The organism is Ancylobacter sp. FA202 (genome assembly GCF_000380205.1).
Classification (GTDB): Bacteria; Pseudomonadota; Alphaproteobacteria; order Rhizobiales; family Xanthobacteraceae; genus Ancylobacter.
In genome coordinates this window covers 923,077-940,009 of the sequence record NZ_KB904818.1, presented here as the reverse complement: position 1 = coordinate 940,009, position 16,933 = coordinate 923,077, and the positions used below count along the sequence as shown (strand labels likewise).

The 16,933-nt window shown below is 69.1% G+C and carries 20 protein-coding genes and 1 other RNA gene; 17 read left to right on the top strand and 4 right to left on the bottom strand.

The window, feature by feature from the left end:
• Positions 1–289: 289 nt before the first annotated feature.
• The 6 genes from A3M1_RS0104235 (at position 290) to A3M1_RS0104210 (ending at position 4,648) form a co-directional block, all read left to right on the top strand.
• Positions 290–589: a DUF4164 domain-containing protein gene (locus tag A3M1_RS0104235; protein WP_018387715.1), complete on the top strand. Its 300-nt coding sequence runs from the start codon at positions 290–292 to the stop codon at positions 587–589.
• 9 nt (positions 590–598) lie between these two features.
• Entirely contained in the window at positions 599–982 is a 384-nt protein-coding gene (locus A3M1_RS0104230; RefSeq protein ID WP_018387714.1) for a cell division protein ZapA, read from the top strand.
• 149 nt (positions 983–1,131) lie between these two features.
• Positions 1,132–1,920, top strand: coding sequence for an inositol monophosphatase family protein (locus A3M1_RS0104225; RefSeq protein ID WP_026221132.1), 789 nt, complete (start codon positions 1,132–1,134; stop codon positions 1,918–1,920).
• Between the two features lie 139 nt (positions 1,921–2,059).
• A complete protein-coding gene (locus A3M1_RS0104220) occupies positions 2,060–3,121 on the top strand; it encodes a hypothetical protein (RefSeq protein WP_026221131.1) in 1,062 nt (353 codons plus the stop codon).
• Entirely contained in the window at positions 3,121–4,155 is a 1,035-nt protein-coding gene (locus A3M1_RS0104215; protein WP_018387711.1) for a peptidoglycan -binding protein, read from the top strand. The genes A3M1_RS0104220 and A3M1_RS0104215 overlap by 1 nt, the downstream gene beginning before the upstream one ends.
• Before the next feature lie 10 nt (positions 4,156–4,165).
• Entirely contained in the window at positions 4,166–4,648 is a 483-nt protein-coding gene (locus tag A3M1_RS0104210) for an N-acetyltransferase (protein ID WP_018387710.1), read from the top strand.
• 75 nt (positions 4,649–4,723) lie between these two features.
• Here the strand turns inward: A3M1_RS0104210 and A3M1_RS0104205 are convergent, their stop codons facing one another.
• A complete protein-coding gene (locus A3M1_RS0104205; protein WP_018387709.1) occupies positions 4,724–6,568 on the bottom strand; it encodes an ABC transporter transmembrane domain-containing protein in 1,845 nt (614 codons plus the stop codon).
• A gap of 101 nt (positions 6,569–6,669) precedes the next feature.
• On the opposite strand from A3M1_RS0104205, the gene rpmE reads away from it, so the two are divergent.
• Entirely contained in the window at positions 6,670–6,894 is a 225-nt protein-coding gene (gene rpmE / locus A3M1_RS0104200; protein ID WP_018387708.1) for a 50S ribosomal protein L31, read from the top strand.
• 140 nt (positions 6,895–7,034) lie between these two features.
• On the opposite strand, the gene A3M1_RS0104195 is transcribed toward rpmE, so the two are convergent.
• Positions 7,035–7,607: a DUF1465 family protein gene (locus A3M1_RS0104195; RefSeq protein WP_018387707.1), complete on the bottom strand. Its 573-nt coding sequence runs from the start codon at positions 7,605–7,607 to the stop codon at positions 7,035–7,037.
• 271 nt (positions 7,608–7,878) lie between these two features.
• The gene (locus A3M1_RS0104190) at positions 7,879–8,085 is read right to left on the bottom strand and encodes a DUF1192 domain-containing protein (protein ID WP_018387706.1); all 207 of its coding nucleotides are present in this window, start codon (positions 8,083–8,085) and stop codon (positions 7,879–7,881) included.
• Positions 8,086–8,232: 147 nt separating this feature from the next.
• Between A3M1_RS0104190 and A3M1_RS0104185 the strand changes: the two genes are divergently transcribed.
• The 5 genes from A3M1_RS0104185 (at position 8,233) to A3M1_RS0104170 (ending at position 11,955) form a co-directional block, all read left to right on the top strand.
• Positions 8,233–9,234 (top strand): NAD(P)H-quinone oxidoreductase, encoded by a 1,002-nt coding sequence (locus A3M1_RS0104185; RefSeq protein ID WP_018387705.1) that lies wholly within the window; start codon positions 8,233–8,235, stop codon positions 9,232–9,234.
• A gap of 271 nt (positions 9,235–9,505) precedes the next feature.
• Positions 9,506–9,661: non-coding RNA, 6S RNA (gene ssrS / locus A3M1_RS25745), on the top strand.
• 11 nt (positions 9,662–9,672) lie between these two features.
• Positions 9,673–10,278: a 5-formyltetrahydrofolate cyclo-ligase gene (locus tag A3M1_RS0104180; protein ID WP_018387704.1), complete on the top strand. Its 606-nt coding sequence runs from the start codon at positions 9,673–9,675 to the stop codon at positions 10,276–10,278.
• A gap of 3 nt (positions 10,279–10,281) precedes the next feature.
• Positions 10,282–11,097: a TIGR00282 family metallophosphoesterase gene (locus A3M1_RS0104175; RefSeq protein ID WP_018387703.1), complete on the top strand. Its 816-nt coding sequence runs from the start codon at positions 10,282–10,284 to the stop codon at positions 11,095–11,097.
• Between the two features lie 111 nt (positions 11,098–11,208).
• Positions 11,209–11,955, top strand: a complete 747-nt coding sequence (locus tag A3M1_RS0104170) for a YebC/PmpR family DNA-binding transcriptional regulator (protein ID WP_018387702.1) — start codon at positions 11,209–11,211, stop codon at positions 11,953–11,955.
• 60 nt (positions 11,956–12,015) lie between these two features.
• On the opposite strand, the gene A3M1_RS0104165 is transcribed toward A3M1_RS0104170, so the two are convergent.
• Entirely contained in the window at positions 12,016–12,762 is a 747-nt protein-coding gene (locus tag A3M1_RS0104165) for a sulfite exporter TauE/SafE family protein (protein ID WP_018387701.1), read from the bottom strand.
• Between the two features lie 238 nt (positions 12,763–13,000).
• Here A3M1_RS0104165 and A3M1_RS0104160 point away from each other — a divergent pair, with 238 nt between their 5' ends.
• The 5 genes from A3M1_RS0104160 (at position 13,001) to A3M1_RS0104140 (ending at position 16,916) form a co-directional block, all read left to right on the top strand.
• Positions 13,001–13,930, top strand: a complete 930-nt coding sequence (locus A3M1_RS0104160) for a DMT family transporter (protein ID WP_018387700.1) — start codon at positions 13,001–13,003, stop codon at positions 13,928–13,930.
• Between the two features lie 97 nt (positions 13,931–14,027).
• A complete protein-coding gene (gene ruvC / locus A3M1_RS0104155; RefSeq protein WP_018387699.1) occupies positions 14,028–14,579 on the top strand; it encodes a crossover junction endodeoxyribonuclease RuvC in 552 nt (183 codons plus the stop codon).
• Entirely contained in the window at positions 14,576–15,193 is a 618-nt protein-coding gene (ruvA, locus tag A3M1_RS0104150; protein WP_018387698.1) for a Holliday junction branch migration protein RuvA, read from the top strand. Before ruvC ends, ruvA begins: the two co-directional genes overlap by 4 nt.
• Complete coding sequence (gene ruvB, locus A3M1_RS0104145; RefSeq protein WP_018387697.1) at positions 15,190–16,227, top strand: Holliday junction branch migration DNA helicase RuvB; 1,038 nt, start codon at positions 15,190–15,192, stop codon at positions 16,225–16,227. Before ruvA ends, ruvB begins: the two co-directional genes overlap by 4 nt.
• A gap of 56 nt (positions 16,228–16,283) precedes the next feature.
• Positions 16,284–16,916, top strand: coding sequence for a TetR/AcrR family transcriptional regulator (locus A3M1_RS0104140; RefSeq protein ID WP_018387696.1), 633 nt, complete (start codon positions 16,284–16,286; stop codon positions 16,914–16,916).
• Positions 16,917–16,933 lie beyond the last annotated feature (17 nt).

Genomic DNA, 16,933 nt, shown 5'->3' with positions numbered 1-16,933 from the left:
GCGAGTGATAGCATCACCGGGCCCGCTGTCAAAGACAGGCGTGTGACGCAGGGCGCGTAAGAGGGTTTGTCCGCTCCCTCGGCCTTGCCAACGCCGTCGGCCCGGGCGCGAAGATGTGGGCAGTTCGATCCCCATGCGCGTTAGTTGACGCGGTTTCCGCCCGCAGGCTCAATATCGCCGGAATCGTTCGGCGATGAATCGCTTGACGAGGGGCCGGAGATGTCGCCTTCCCCACCTTCGATGAAGGCCCCTGCTTGCTGCCCTCGCCGGGCGAAAGAACGGAGACGTCATGAACGCGCCTGAGGCGGGCGAACCGACGAGCGTATTGGAAGCGGCGCTTCGGCGCTTTGACAGTGCGGTCGATGCTCTCGAAGGCGCGATCGAGCGCCGGCTGGAGGTGGAGCGGCAGGAGGCCGCGCTCGCCCAGCAGCTGCACGTGCTCGGGGCCGACCGTTCGCGTCTCGCCGACGCTCTCGACGGCGCGCAAGCGCGGGCCGACCGCCTCGATACCGCCAATGACGAGGTAGCACGCCGCCTCGGCAGCGCCATGGAAACCATTCGCGCGGTGCTCGCCGCGCAGGAACGCTAAGGGGCGGCAATGGCCTATGTGACCATCAGCATTGGCGGGCGCGCCTATCGCATGGCCTGCGACGACGGCCAGGAAGACCATCTCAGCGGGCTTGGGGAAGAAGTCGATGCGCGCATCGACCAGCTGCGCGTCGCCTTTGGCGAGATCGGCGACCAGCGCCTGAGCATCATGGCCGCCATCACCATCGCCGATGAACTGAGCGAGGCGCGCCGGCGCCTCAAAGCGGTGGAGCAGGAGGCGGCGACCGAACGCGTCGCCCGCAGCGCCGCGACCCAGCGGCTTGGTGAGACCGAGGCACGGCTGGCGCGCAGCGTCGCCTCCGCAGCCGAGCGGCTGGAGCGGCTGACCCGGGAGCTGGGCACCAGTCCGTCCGGCGGGGTGGGCATGGGCTGAAGACCCTTGCGGCGGCGCGGGTTGCCGTCCGCCGCCTTTCGCAGCTGTGTCGCGGGTGGCGGGCGCGGCGGGCTTGACGCGGTTCGCCGCGCGGCGCACAGGAGCAGGCCGTTCTCTGGCTCCCGATCGCGCTTCATCTGGAATTTGACATGATCCGTACTCCCCTGATGACCGTCATGGTCCAGGCCGTCCGCAAGGCTGGCCGCTCCCTGATCCGTGATTTCGGAGAGGTCGAGAACCTGCAGGTGTCGCTCAAGGGGCCGGCCAATTTCGTCTCCAACGCCGACCGCAAGGCCGAGCGCATCCTCCAGGACGAGCTGACCAAGGCGCGGCCGAGTTATGGCTTCATCATGGAGGAGAGCGGGGAGGTCGATGGGACCGATGAGAGCCATCGGTGGATCATCGATCCGCTCGACGGCACCACGAACTTCCTGCACGGCATTCCGCTGTTCTGTGTCTCGCTGGCGCTGGCGCGCGACGGGGTGCCGGTGGCTGGGGTGATCTACAACCCTGTCACGGACGAGCTTTTCGTTGCCGAGAAGGGCGCTGGCGCCTTCATGAATGATCGGCGCATCCGCGTGGCCGCCCGGCGCAACCTCGCCGATGCCGTGGTGTGCTGCGGCCTGCCGCATATGGGGCGCGGCGACTTCGCGCAGTTTGGCCGTGAATATGCGACCATTGCCCCGAAGGTGGCGGGCCTGCGCCGCACCGGCACCGCCGCGCTCGACCTTGCCTGGGTGGCCGCCGGCCGCTTCGACGCCTTCTGGGAGCGGGGGCTCAGCCCCTGGGACATGGCGGCAGGAATCGTGCTGGTGCGCGAGGCGGGCGGCTATGTCTCGGACCTCGACGGCGGCGACAAGATGTTGGCCAAGGGCGACATCATCGTTGGCAATGATACGGTGCGCCGCGACCTTCTGACGCTCGTAAGCAAGGCGTAGAGAAAGCCGTAACGGTAAAGAGATGGCGCGGGCTGATCTGGGTTCTGCGGCGTTCCTTTTCCGTGCGTCTGTGGCATAGTCCGGCCCGAAGGGCGGTCTTTTCGGGCCATCGCCGTCCTTCACGGGGACGGCCGAGGGTATGAGCGCTACGGATTCTTTTCATAAATTGTCATCGCCCCGCATCTTTCTGGTGCGGATGTTCGTGTTTATCCTGCTGTGCGTGGCGCTGGCCTCCATTCTGCACGAGCCGATCTGGCGTGCCTTTCTCAACAATCCCGGTCTGAACGGCGTCATCTTCGGTGTTCTGCTGATCGGCATCATCTTCGCCTTCCGCCAGGTGTTGCGTCTGCTGCCGGAAGTCGAATGGGTGAACAGCTTCCGCATTGCTGATCCGGGCCTCGAAGTGCGGCAGGCGCCGGTGCTGCTGGCGCCGATGGCGGCGCTGCTCGGCGACCGGGTCGGGCGCATGTCGATCTCGCAGGCGACGATGCGCGGCATCCTCGAATCCATCGGGACCCGCCTCGATGAGGCGCGCGACCTGCTCCGCTACCTCACCGGTCTGCTCGTCTTTCTCGGCCTGCTCGGCACCTTCTGGGGCCTGCTGGAAACCGTCAGCTCCATTGCCGGCGTCATCAGTTCGCTCGATGTCGGGCCGGAATCGGCCTCGGTCCTCGACACGCTGAAGACCGGTCTCGCCGCGCCGCTGGGCGGCATGGGCATCGCCTTTTCCTCCTCGCTGTTCGGCCTCGCCGGTTCGCTGGTGCTCGGCTTTCTAGACCTTCAGGCCGGGCAGGCGCAGAACCGCTTCTATATCGACCTCGAAGACTGGCTCTCCACCACGGTCGAGGATCTCGGCACGGAGGCGGCTCGCGCCCGGGGGCCGGTCCCCGTGCCGTCCCATGCGGCGCCGATCGGTCCGCTGCCGCTGCCCTTGCCGCCGCCGCCTGCGCCGGTGCCTGATTTCAGCGATCTGTCCGCCGCGATTGCGCGGCTTGAGCGCACCATGACGGAGGCCGGTTCGCAGCGCGTCACCACCGCCATGGCGCATCTTGCCGAGAGCCTCCAGGGCCTGGTGCAGCACATGCGCAGCGAGCAGCAGATGGTCCGTGACTGGGTCGAGGCGCAGGCCGAGCAGCAGCGCGACATCAAGCGCTTGCTGGAGCGCATCGCTGAAACCAAGTCGGATCGCGAGAGCGCCTGATGGCCCTGGGACGTTCCCGCCGTGGCGAGCGCCACATCGACTACTGGCCCGGCTTCGTCGACGCGCTGTCGACGCTGCTGCTGGTTTTTGTCTTCCTGCTGTCGGTCTTCGTGCTCGCACAATTCGTGCTGACTCAGGAGATCGGCTCCAAGGACGATGCCATGGCGCGGCTGCAGGCGCAGATCCGCGAGCTGACCGACCTGCTGGCGCTGGAGCGGGCGAGCGACGCCGAGACCGACAGCCAGATGGGCGCGTTGCGCGCCAGCCTGCTGCGGCTGGAGCAGGAGCGCGACGTGCTGCGGGAGGCGGCGATCGCCGTCGCCGGCCCCGAGGAAATCGCCGCCGCCGAAAGCCGCAGCGCCGAACTTGCCCGGGCCCTTGGTCAGGAGAAGGATGCCGCTGCCCAGGCCGCGGCCCAGATCGCCATCCTCAACCAGCAGATCGCCGCCCTTCGCCGGCAGATCGCGGCGCTGGAGGAGGCGCTGAACATTTCCGACCAGAAGGACAAGGAAAGCCAGTCGCGCCTCGCTGATCTCGGCCGACGACTGAATGTCGCCCTCGCCCAGCGGGTGCAGGAATTGACGCGCTACCGCTCGGACTTCTTCGGCCGGCTGCGCGCCATTCTCGGCGACCGGCCGGATGTGCGGGTGGTGGGCGACCGCTTTGTCTTCCAATCGGAAATCTTCTTCGACCGGGCCGCCGCGCAGTTGCGCGGCGACGCGCTGCCGGCGCTCGACAAGCTCGCTACCGCCTTAATCGAGCTGGAAAAACAGATTCCTGCCGATCTCCCCTGGGTGCTGCGCGTCGACGGGCACACCGACGACCGGCCAATCTCGACCCCGCTCTATCCCTCGAACTGGGAGCTTTCGGCGGCGCGTGCCATCGCGGTGGTGCAGTATCTCGCGCAAAAAGGCGTGTCGCCGCAACATCTTGTCGCCGCCGGCTTCGGCGAATACCAGCCGATCGATTCCGGTAGCGACGACGAGGCCCGCGCCCGCAACCGCCGCATCGAACTCAAGCTGACCGAGCGATGAGCCCACAGCGATGAGCGAGGACCGCGCCACCCTGCTGGCTCCGTTCGACTGGAGCCACATGCCTGGCATGACCGATCTATGGGTCGAGGCGTGGCAGGAGGCGTTGCCGGAAATCGACTTCGAGGCCCGGCGCGGCTGGCTGTGCCACCGCATCGGCACGCTGATCGACGAGGGCGCCGCGATCGATCTGGCGCTGGCGCCGGGAGAGGGCGGCATGCCGGGGGCGCTGCTCGGCTTCGTTTCAGTTGATCCGACAACGGGTTACGTCGACCAGCTCGTGGTGCATCCCGACCATTGGGGCGCCGGGGTGGCGAGCCGGCTGGTTGCTGCCGCTGCGGCCCGCTCGCCGCGCCATCTCGTGCTCGACGTTAACGAGCAGAACGAGCGCGCGGTGCGGTTTTACCAGAAGGCCGGCTTCACCGTGGTGGGACACGGCGTCAACGCCACCTCCGGCCGCCCGACGCTGCGGATGGAGCGTCGGGTGAAGCGTTAGGCCGATGAGGCCAAGTTTAAGGCCGATGAGGTGGAGTGTCAGGCCGATGCGGCCGGTCAGGCCGACGCGGCGCGGCTACCTCCCGCCATTCACCTCGCCGAACTGCAGCGCCGCTAGCCGCGCATAGAGCCCGCCACGACCGACCAGGCTGGCATGGGTGCCCTCCTCGACGATACGCCCGCCCTCCATCACCAGGATGCGATCGGCCGACAGCACCGTCGCCAGGCGGTGGGCGATGACCAGCGTGGTGCGGCCCTGCATGGAGAGATCGAGCGCCTGCTGCACCAGCGTCTCGCTTTCGGCGTCCAGCGCCGAGGTGGCCTCGTCGAGCAGCAGGATGGGCGCCTGCCGCAAAATGGCACGGGCGATGGCGAGGCGCTGGCGCTGGCCGCCTGACAGCGTCACCCCGCGCTCGCCCACAGGGGTCTCCCAGCCCTCGGGCAGGCGGGCGACGAACTCGTCGGCGCGGGCGAGCCGGCCGGCTTCCTCCACCTCGGCGTCGCTGGCATCCGGGCGGCCGAGGCGGATGTTCTCGCGGATCGAGGTGGCGAAGATGGCGACATCCTGCGGCACCAGCGCGATGCGGGCGCGCACCGCCTGCGGATCGGCCTCGGCGATGTCGACGCCGTCCACCAGCACCTGCCCGGCGACGGGATCATAGAACCGCAGCAGAAGCTGGAACAGCGTGCTCTTGCCGGCGCCCGAGGGGCCGACCACGGCGATGCGCTCGCCGGGGGTGACGCTGAAGCTGACGCCGGCCAGCGCCGGCACGTCCGGCCGCGCGGGATAGGCGAAGGCCACGTCCCGGAAGGCGATGGCGCCGCGCGCCGGCGCGGGCAGCGGCACGGGGGTGGCCGGCACCGTGACCTTGGGCTTCTCGTGCAGCAACTCGGCGATGCGCTCGGTGGCGCCGGCCGCCTGCGAGATTTCGCCCCAGACCTCGCCGAGCTGGCCGAGGCCGCTCGCCGCCAGCACGGCGTAGAGCACGAACTGGCCGAGCGTGCCGGCGCTCATGGAACCGGCGAGGACGGCGTTGGCGCCGGCCCAGAGGATGCCCACCACACTGGCGAAGACCAGGAAGATGCCGATTCCGGTGAGCCAGGACCGCGCCTGAACGGCGTTGCGCGCGGCATTGAAGGCGTGTTCCACCTCGCCGGCGAACAGCTTGGAGGCCGCCGCCTCGGCGGTGTTAGCCTGCAGGCTGCGCACCGAGCCGATGGCCTCGGCGGCATAGGCGGAAGCCTCGGCCAGCGTGTCCTGCGCGCTGCGCGAGCGCTTGCGCACCCCGCGCCCGGCGCCGATGAGCAGCGCGACGATGACCGGAATGGCGATGAGCAGCGTGGCGGCGAGCCAGGGGCTGGTGATGACCATCATCACCGTGGCGCCGAAGAACAGCACGATGTTGCGCAGGGCGATGGAGGCGGAGGCGCCGACGGCGGACTTGATCTGGGTGGTGTCGGCGGTGAGGCGCGAGATCAGCTCGCCCGACTTGGCGCCGTCATAAAAGGCGCCGTCGAGGGTGAGGACATGGGAAAACAGCTGGGTGCGCAGATCGGCGACGATGCGCTCGCCCAGCGTCATGACGAGGTAATAGCGCGCGGCCGAGGCCATCGACAGAACCGCCACGACGCAGATCATGACCGCGAAATAGCGGTCGATGAAGCCGGCATGGCTTTCATCGAAACCGAAATCGATCATCCGCCGCACCGCGATCGGCACCACCAGCGTGGCGATGGCCGCCACCAGCAGCGCCGCCAGCGCCGCCAGGGCGCGGCCGCGATAGCGCAGCAAATGCGGCCAGAGCGCCATCAGCGGTTTGAGGCGCGGGCGGCGCGTGGCGGCCTTGTCCGGCACGGCTGTCGTGGAAGCGACGGTGGAAGCGGACGGGGAAGGCGGGGAGGCGGCTTGTGTCACGGGCATGTCTCGGTTATAGAGCCGCTCGGATTTCCGGCAGGATCGTTTTGTAGATCGCCGCATGGCTCCCGCGAGGGGCCGGCCTGCGGCGGCTGAGGATGCTACCCATGAAGAGCGACATCCATCCCGACTACCACTTCATCAAGGTGGTGATGACGGACGGCACCGAGTACACGACCCGGACGACTTGGGGCAAGGAGGGCGACGTCCTCCAGCTCGATATCGATTCGACCTCGCACCCGGCCTGGACCGGTGGCTCCGGCCAGCTGCTTGACCGCGCCGGCCGCGTGTCCAAGTTCCAGAAGAAGTTCGCGGGCTTCCTCAAGGCCTGATCGGCCGGGAAGGAGCGCCCCTCGGGGCGCGCCACCGCTGCGTTTGTCGAACCAACGGCATCCGCCCTCGCGCAAGGCCTGGCCTGGCGCGAGGGTTTTCGTTTGCCTGGCGTCGGGCGCAAGCTGAAGCTCGGGGGCGGTCAACGGTTCTCGAAGGCGCGGCGCAGGCGGCCGATCTGCCCGGCGACGACATTCGGTCGCAGGCCGGCATTCTCCACCGCCGAAGGCGCTGACAGCACCGATTCGAGCTGCGCGATGCGTCGCTGCAGGTCGAAGCTGCGCTGGATGAGCGCGACCAGGGCTTCCGGCACCAGCGCTTCCTGGTCGATGTCGCGCAGCGGCCCCCTGATGTCGATCTTGCCGGCCTCGCGGCGGGCGGTCGCCTCGGCCATCTCGCGCTCGGCGACGGCGCGGCGCAGCAGCAGCCAGGAGGCGAGCTGCATCAGCCGGGTGGAAAGCCGCATGCTCTGCTGCACATAGGCGGCCAGACGCCCCGGGGAGAGGGCCGCACTGGCGGCGCGCCCCTCGCCGTCGAGATAGGCGGCGGTCTCCTCGACCAGCGCCATGCCGTCCTGAAACAGCGCGAAGAAGGCGGGCGAGGCCAGCCGACGCTCGGCGAAGCGGATCATCTCGGCCGAGGGAGCTTCACGGGTCTCGCGCGGGCCTTCGTCCGGCGTGCCGTCTCTGTCCGAACCTTCGCGGAAGCTGCCCATCGTGCCGAACCCTCACTGGCGCATGGCGGCGCCCGACACCGCAGTCTGTCGCGCAGCGGCGCGGCGCTGTCCAGTCGGCGGCGACGGATTCGGCGGGGGAGCGATTCGGCTCGGGGATAGCGGGGATGAAAAAAGAGCCGCCCAGAGGGCGGCTCGTGAAGTGGTAGACAGGGATGCGTCAAACAGAGTGGACAGAGGCCACTCGCGGTCAAAAAAGACCGCCGCCAGTAATAGGTTGGAAAGCTTAACCGGGGGTTAAGGCGCCCCGGCCTCAGCGCTTGAAGAAAGTCTCGGCGGCGGAACGCGAGGCGCGCTTGGCCTCCAGCGTGCGCTTCAGCCGCTCGATCTCGGCGGAAAGCTGGGCGATGCGCTCCTCGATCTCGGCCTCCGAGAGGGCGGATATGTCGCTGCCGACCAGGTGCCCCGCCGGCTTCAGGGCCGGCGCTACCGCAGGAAAAAGGTCGTCGTCGATCGCCATGGCATCGCTCCTGTTGATCGCCGGCACGATCAGCGCCCGGCCGGCGGATCGCTGTTTTCGCGAGTTTAGCCGCCCCTGCCGGCGGTTGCCAGCGCTGGCGGCTTGACCTAGGACGGTCATCACATTCGACAGGATGAGGATCACGCCGTGACCGAGCTGCCCGCCACCATGACCGCCATCGGCCTGCCCACCCCGGGCGGCCCGGAAGCCCTGGTTCCCGAGCAGCGCCCGGTGCCGGCGCCCGGCGCGGGCGAGATCCTCGTCAAGGTCGCGGCCGCCGGCGTCAACCGGCCTGATGTGATGCAGCGCAAGGGGCTCTACCCGCCGCCGCCCGGCGCGCCTGACATTCCGGGCCTCGAAATTTCAGGCGAAGTGGTCGCTCTCGGCGCGGGCGTGACGCGCTGGCAGCTGGGCGACAAGGTGTGCGCGCTGGTTTCCGGCGGCGGCTATGCGCAGTACTGCCTCGCCGACGAGGGCTCCGCCCTGCCGGTGCCGGCCGGCCTTTCCATGGTCGAGGCGGCGGCGCTGCCGGAAACCTTCTTCACCGTCTGGACCAATGTGTTCGACCTGGCCGGGCTGAAGGCGGGCGAGCGCTTTCTCGTGCATGGCGGCACCTCCGGCATCGGCACCACGGCCATCCAGCTCGCCAAGGCGTTTGGCGCCACGGTGTTCACCACCGCCGGCAGCGCCGAGAAGTGCGAGGTCTGCCGCCAGCTCGGCGCCGATGTCGCCATCGACTACAAGACCGAGGACTTCGTCGCCGTGCTGAAGGAAAAGACCGGCGGCAAGGGCGTGAATGTCATTCTCGACATGGTCGGGGGCTCCTATATCGCCCGCAATTACGAGGCCGCCGCGCCGCAGGCCCGGCTGGTGCAGATCGCCTTCATGGAAGGCTCCAAGGTGCAGATCGACTTCATGCGGCTGATGCTCAAGCGCCTGTCGCATATGGGCTCGACCCTGCGCTCGCGGCCGAAGGCAGAGAAGGCGGCGATCGCCGCGTCGCTGGTCGAGAAGGTGTGGCCGCTTATCGCGGCCGGCACGGTGAAGCCGGTGCTCGACCAGAGCTTCCCGCTGGAGAAGGCCAGCGAGGCCCATGCCCGCATGGAGACCAGCGCCCATATCGGCAAGATCATGCTGACGGTGGGCTGAGGCCTGACAGATCGCTGCGGCGGATGCCCGGGCGAGGGGCATGCCGAAGACTCTTCGCTGGGTCCCGGATCGGCGCGGCGTCTTGCGCCGCTGGTCCGGGACCCAGCGCTTCGTGTCCCGGCCAAGCGACGGCGCAGCCGGAGCGCTGAGCCGGGATCCAGCCGAGACTCTTCTGCCAGAAACGCCTCACGCCCGCCCCGTTCACCGAAAGCTGTTCACCCCGGGCCTTCCCCCTCTGGCAATTTGGCCTGCGGCATCCTAGATTTGTCGTGCGGGGCTGCGGGGTTCGTCAGGAGCACATATTTCCGGGGCCTTATCGATCTCAAAGGGAACTGTCCCTGACCAAGCTCCTGGGCTTGGACACACGGTGCCCACCTACGTTGTAGGTTCCCGGGATCGAGCCTCCAACGGCCATCGCGGCTCCGCACTCATCGTATCATGCCCCACTTGACCGACGCCCAACTTGACAAGGCCAGCCTTCGCGCCGTGGCGCTCGCCCGGAGGGCGGCGCTCGACCCCGCCGCGCGCGCCGAGGCGGCCGAAGTTGCGGCCGCCAATGCCATGCAATGGCTCGGCGAGGTGAGTGGCGAGGTCGTCTCCGTCTTCTCCCCCATTGGCGGCGAGATCGCCACCGACCCGCTGGTGCGGCGGCTGCGGGAGGCGGGGGCCTGCGTCTGCCTGCCGATCGTGCTGGAGGCCGGCAAGCCGCTGCTGTTCCGGCTATGGGAGGCGGGCGAGGAACTGGCGCCGTCTGCCGGCCCCGGCCGCTTTTCCATTCCCGCCCCGCCGGAGCGCGCGCCGGCGGTCTCGCCCGACGTGCTGGTGGTGCCGCTCGCCGGTTTTGACGCGCGCGGCAACCGGCTCGGCTATGGCGCCGGCTTCTATGACCGCACGCTCTGCCTGCTGCGGCGCGCCAAGCGCATCGAGGCGCTGGGCTATGCCTTCGCGGTGCAGCAGCTTGCCGCCGTGCCGGCCGAGCCGCACGATGAGCGGCTCGACGCCATCGCCACGGATGCCGGCATCGTTCGCCCGGCCGAGGATTGACGCATGCGCCTTCTCTTTCTCGGTGACGTGGTCGGCCGCGCCGGCCGCACGGTCGTGCTGGAGCACCTGCCGCGCCTGCGCCGCGACTGGGCGCTCGATTTCGTCGTGGTGAACGGCGAGAACGCCGCCGGCGGCTTCGGCATCACCGAGGCGATCTATGAGGAATTCCTGGAGGTGGGTGCCGACGCGGTGACGCTCGGCAACCACGCCTTCGACCAGCGCGAGGCGCTGGTGTTCATCGAGCGGGCGCCGCGGTTGATCCGCCCGGCCAATTTTCCGCCCGGCACGCCGGGACGCGGCGCGGCGCTGGTCGAGGCGGCGAACGGGGCGCAGGTGCTTGTCGTCAACATGATGGGCCGGGTGTTCATGGACCCGCTCGACGACCCCTTCGCCAGCATCGACCGCGAACTCGACGCCGCCCCGCTCGGGCTGGTGGCCGACGCGACCATCGTCGATTTCCACGCCGAGACCACCAGCGAGAAGCAGGCCTTCGGCCATTGGTGCGACGGGCGGGCGAGCCTCGTCATCGGCACCCACACCCATGTGCCCACCGCCGATCACCGTATCCTGCCCGGCGGCACCGCCTTTATGACCGATGTCGGCATGTGCGGCTGCTATGACGGGGTGATCGGCATGGACAAGGAAGAGCCGCTGCGCCGCTTCACCCGCAAGATCGGCTCAAGCCGCTTCGAGCCCGTCGCCGGGCCGGGCACGCTATCCGGCCTTGCGGTGGAAACCGACGGCGCCGGGCGCGCCGTCGCGGTGGCGCCGGTGCGGATCGGCGGTGGCCTGAGCGGCGCGGTGCCGGACTTCTGGTAGAGCGGCGCTTTACGCGCGCCCGCCCTCTCGCCTATAAGCCGCGCACCCTTTTGTTTCAGGTATTCGGACAGGGTTGGCCGCAGGCCCGCCCGGTGTGACGTGGAGGCGGCCATGGCGGGTCATTCGCAATTCAAGAACATCATGCACCGCAAGGGCAAGCAGGACGCGGTGCGTTCCAAGCTGTTCTCCAAGCTGGCGCGTGAAGTCACGGTCGCCGCAAAGCTCGGCATGCCCGACCCGGCGCTGAACCCGCGCCTGCGCGCCGCCGTGCTGGCCGCCCGTGCGGAAAACATGCCCAAGGACAATATCGACCGCGCCATCAAGAAGGCGCTGGGCGGCGACGCGGAGAATTATGACGAGATCCGCTATGAGGGCTATGGCCCGGGCGGCGTCGCCGTCATCGTCGAGGCGCTGACCGACAACCGCAACCGCACCGCCTCGGAAGTGCGCTCCTTCTTCACCAAGTCCGGCGGCGCGCTGGCCGAGACCGGCGCCGTCTCCTTCATGTTCGACCGCATTGGCACCGTCGAGTTCGACGCCGCCAAGGCCTCGGCCGACGACATGCTGGAAGCCGCCATCGAGGCGGGCGCCGACGATGTGACCTCGGACGAGCACGGCCACGAGATCGTCTGCTCGGTGGAGAACCTGCACGAGGTGGCTCGCGCCTTGGAAGCCAAGTTCGGCGAGCCGCGCAAGTCCGGCCTGGTCTGGCGCCCGCAGAACACGGTGGCGGTGGATGACGAGGTGGCGGAAAAGCTGATCCGCCTGGTCGACAACCTCAACGACAATGACGACGTGCAGAACGTCTATGCCAATTTCGAGCTGTCCGACGCCTTCATGGCGAAGATGAGCGACTGAGCGCTCATTGTGGAAGGCGCGTCATCCCGGGCGGGATGACGCCATGGCGAGGGGACGGCCTCACCGCCCGATCAGCGCGTCGAACAGCGGCAGGCTGAGAAGGGCGGCGGCGGCGATCACCCAATAGGCGGCGATGCGGTAATGCCGGTCCGAGGCGCCGCGAAAGGCGCGGGCACCGGCATAAAGCCCGATCGCATAGGCCGGGCCGAGCAGAAGGGTGAGCCGCCCCACCTCGGCGGTGAACATGCCACTGACCGCATAGGCGGTGCCGCTCGCCAGCGTGACCAGCGCGAAGAAGCCGAACAGGTTCGCCCGCACCAGCACGGAGGACTGGCCGCTGCCGAGCCAATAGGCGACCACGGCGGGGCCCGACATCTGCGCCGCGCCGCCGCAGAAGCCGGCAACGGCGCCGACCGCCAGCGTCGTCGGCAAAGAGTGCCGGCCGCTATGGCGCCAGCCGGACACCAGCAGCGCGAGAAGCCCGAGGCCGAGCAGCGCCAGCGCCCAGCGCAGCACCATGGGGTCCATGTGGGCAAGCACCCACACCCCGGCCGGCACCGCCACCACCGCGCCGGCCGCCAGCGGGGCCACCTGCCGCCAGATGCAGGCGCGAAGCGCCGGCACGAGGAAGGGCAGGGTCAGCAGCGTGTCGATGACCAGCAGGGAAGGGGCGGCGACGCGCGGGCCATAGGCCGCACTCACCAGTGGCACGAAGATGAGCGCGCCGCCAAACCCCGAGAAGCCGCGCGTGACGCCGGCGATCAGCGCGGTGAGGAAGGCCCAGACAAGGGCGGGATCGAGGGCCATGGGGAACCGAAGGAGCGCTCAGCGCCGAAGTGTGGGCCGGCAGACCTAGTCTCGCCGCTGTGTGCCGTCAACACGGTTGGTGATGGATGTGACACATCCATCAGCTTTCGCGAACGTGGCCATTCGCAAAACGCATTTGCGCGAACCGGTCGCGCACGCCACATTCGGCGCAACATGCCGCCCGACATCGTGCCGGGCGCCCTATTTTCCGGCGCCGCGTTGCGGCGGGATATCGATCATGAACAAGTCCGTTTCGGCGGCCGCTTTTGGCGGCACCGCCACGCCCTCGCTTTCCGATCGCCTCACAGGTGCCGGCTGCGCCCTTCTCGCCATCGCCATCTGGGGCGCCTGGATCGTCTCCACCCGGCACGCCGTGCACGGGCATTTGTCGCCGGCGACGGTGGGCTGGCTGCGCTTTGTCGTGCCGGCGGTGGTGCTGGCGCCGGCCTGGTGGCGCATCGGCCTGTGGCCGAAGCGCGGCTTCCTGCCCTTCCTGCTGTGCTTTCTCGGCGCCGGTGCCTTCTTCTTCCTCGATGTGGCAACCGCGATGCGCTTCGTGCCGGCGGCCGATGTCGGCCCGCTGCTGCCCGGCACCATGCCGCTGATCGTCGCCGTGATCTCGGTGCTGGTGTTCCGCGAGCGGCTGGGGATCGGCCGGGCGATCGGCTTTGCCGCCATCGCGCTCGGCGTGGTCACGCTCGGCGGGCGCGGGCTGCTCTACCCGGAAGACGGAGCCTGGCGCGGCCATGCGCTGCTGCTCATCGGGGCGGGGATGTGGGCCTGCTACACGCTCGCCTTCCGCCGCACCGGTCTCAAGGCGACCGAGACGGTCGGGCTGGTGGGTCTGTGGTCCACGGTGGTGCTGACGCCCTATGGTGTGCCTGGCGTGGTGGAGGCGGTGGCCAGCGGCTATGGCCGGGAAGTGCTGTTCCAGCTGCTGATCCAGGGCCTGCTGTCGGGTGTCGTGGCGCTGGTGGCCTTCGGCATCGCCATCGAGCGGCTCGGCTCCTCACGCGCCGCCGCCTTCACCGGGCTGGTGCCGGCGGTGGCGGCGCTGATCGCCGTGCCGGCGCTGGGCGAGCATCCCGACATGGCGGCGATCATCGGCGTGGCGGCGACGGGGGTCGGCGTGGTGCTGGCCAGCGGGGCGTTCAGCGGGCGGCGTTAACGTTCCGTCAACCATGATCGGCGTCCCGGTCGTGCCGGGGCGCGCGGCGGCGCATCGCCCCTTTCCGTTCGTCCTTTGTTCGGGTACCCCCTAGGGGATGGCGACGTCTCCGATTCGCATCCTCGGCCTCGATCCCGGCCTCCGCCGCACCGGCTGGGGGGTCATCGAGGCTGTCGGCACCCGCCTCGCCTTCATCGCCTGCGGCACGGTGATGCCGCCGGAGGAGGGCGGGCTGGCGGAACGGCTCGCCTGCCTGCACAATGATCTCGCCAAGGTGTTGCGCACCTACACCCCCGACGAGGCGGCGGTGGAGGAGACCTTCGTCAACGTCAACCCGGCCTCGACGCTCAAGCTCGGCCAGGCGCGCGGCGTGGTGATGCTGACCCCGGCGCTCGCGGGTGTGCCGGTTTCCGAATATGCGGCGCTGCTGGTGAAGAAGACCGTGGTCGGCGCCGGCCGCGCCGAGAAGGCGCAGATCCGGATGATGATGAAAATCCTGCTGCCGCAGGCCGATTTCACCACCGACGATGCCGCCGACGCGCTTGCGGTGGCCGTCACCCATGCGCAGCATCGGGGCATGGCGGCGATGAAGGCGCAGATGGCGGCGAAGGTTTCGACAAAGCTCACCGCAAGGGTTGCAGCACGATGATCGGCAAGCTGAAGGGCCTGGTCGATAGCTATGGCGACGACCATGTGATCCTCGACGTGCAGGGGGTGGGCTATCTCGTGCACTGCTCGGCCCGCACGCTGCAGGCGCTGCCGCGCGTGGGCGAGGCGGCGACGCTGTTCATCGAGACCTTCGTGCGCGAGGACATGATCCGCCTCTACGGCTTCGTCTCGCAGGCGGAGAAAAGCTGGTTCCTGCTGCTGCAGAATGTGCAGGGCGTCGGCTCCAAGGTGGCGCTGAACGTGCTCTCGACCCTCTCGCCGTCCGAACTCGCCAATGCGGTGGCGCTCGGCGACAAGGTGATGGTGGCGCGGGCCAATGGCGTCGGGCCGAAGGTCGCCGCCCGCATCGTCGCCGAGCTGAAGGACAAGGCGCCGGGCTTTGCCAGCGTCGACCCCGGTGTCGCCGGCCTTGTCGCGCAGATCGAGGACCGGCAGGCACCCGGCCCGGTGGCGGACGCGGTCTCGGCGCTGGTCAATCTGGGCTATGCGCCGATCCAGGCCAGCGCCGCCATTGCCGGCGCGGTGCGTGAGGCGGGCGAGGGCGCCGACACCGCCCGGCTGATCCGCCTCGGCCTGAAGGAACTGGCGAAGTGAGCGAAAAGCGCCTCATCGCCCCGGACAAGCGCGAGGAAGATCTCGCCGAGGCCTCGCTGCGGCCGCAGAATCTGGCCGAGTTCGTCGGGCAGGAGCAGGCGCGGGCCAATCTCGACATCTTCATCAAGGCCGCGAAAACGCGCGGCGAGGCGCTGGACCATGTGCTGTTCGTCGGCCCGCCGGGGCTGGGCAAGACCACGCTGGCGCAGATCGTGGCGCGCGAGCTGGGGGTGGGCTTCCGCTCCACCTCCGGCCCGGTCATCGCGAAAGCCGGCGACCTCGCGGCGCTGCTGACCAATCTCGAAGAACGCGACGTGCTGTTCATCGACGAGATTCACCGTCTCAATCCGGCGGTGGAAGAAATCCTCTACCCCGCGATGGAGGACTATGAGCTCGACCTCATCATCGGCGAGGGGCCGGCGGCCCGCTCGGTGAAGATTCAGCTCTCCAAGTTCACCCTGGTGGGCGCCACCACGCGCTCGGGCCTGCTGACCACGCCGCTGCGCGACCGCTTCGGCATTCCGATCCGGCTGAATTTCTACACGGTGGAAGAGCTGGAACTGGTGGTGACGCGCGGTGCGCGGGTGATGGGCATCCCGATCGCCCGGGACGGCGCGCGCGAGATCGCCCGCCGGGCGCGGGGCACGCCGCGCATCGCCGGGCGGCTGCTGCGCCGGGTGCGCGACTTCACCCTGGTGGCGGGCAAGGAGATCATCGACCGCGCCGCCGCCGACCATGCGCTGCTGGCGCTTGAGGTGGATGGGCTCGGCCTCGACCAGATGGACCGGCGCTACCTCACCGTGGTGGCGATGAATTATGGCGGCGGGCCGGTGGGGGTGGAAACCATCGCCGCCGCGCTCTCCGAGCCGCGCGACGCCATCGAGGAGATCATCGAGCCCTATCTGGTGCAGCAGGGCTTTCTCCAGCGCACGCCGCGCGGGCGGGTGCTGACCGCGCACGCCTTCAAGCATCTCGGCCTCACCGCGCCGTCGAGCGTCAACCAGATGCCGCTGTTCGACGAGGGCGCGGATTAACCCCGTGCGCGTCCGGCCATCGACGTGATCTTCCGCGTGATGTAAGTCCCCTTCACATGAGCTGGTCCCGGAACGGCGGAGAATCGCGCGGCTATCATCACGGCAACCTGCGGGAAGCCCTGATGAAGGCGGCGCTTGAGCTGATCGCGGAGAAGGGCACCGCCGGCGCCACCTTCGCCGAGGCGGCGCGCCGCGCCGGCGTTTCCCCCGCGGCGCCCTACCGGCATTTTCGCGACCGTGACGAATTGCTGGCGGCGGTGGCGGCGGATGGTTTCGAGCGCTTCACCAAGGCGCTGGAGGCGGGCTGGAACGAGGGGCGGCCGACCCCGTCCGAGGCCTTTGAACGGCTGGGACGGGCCTATCTCGCCTTCGCCCGCGAGCACCCGGCGGACTATGTCGCTATGTTCGAATCCGGCCTGCGCAGCGAGGCCTTCCCGGCGCTCGACCAGGCCGGCCAGCGCGCCTTCGGCGTGCTGCGCGAGGCGGCGGACACGCTGGTCGCCTCCATGCCGCCCACCGTGCGCCCGCCGGCGCTGATGGTGGCGCTGCACACCTGGGCGCTGGCGCATGGCGTCGCCTCGCTGTTCGGCCGCGCCGACGGCGCCCGCCGCAAGCTGCCAATGGCGCCCGACGACCTGCTGGAGGCCGCCTTCCTGGTCTATCTCAAGGGGCTGGCTGCGGGGGGGTAGAGCGCGCGCCGATCAGC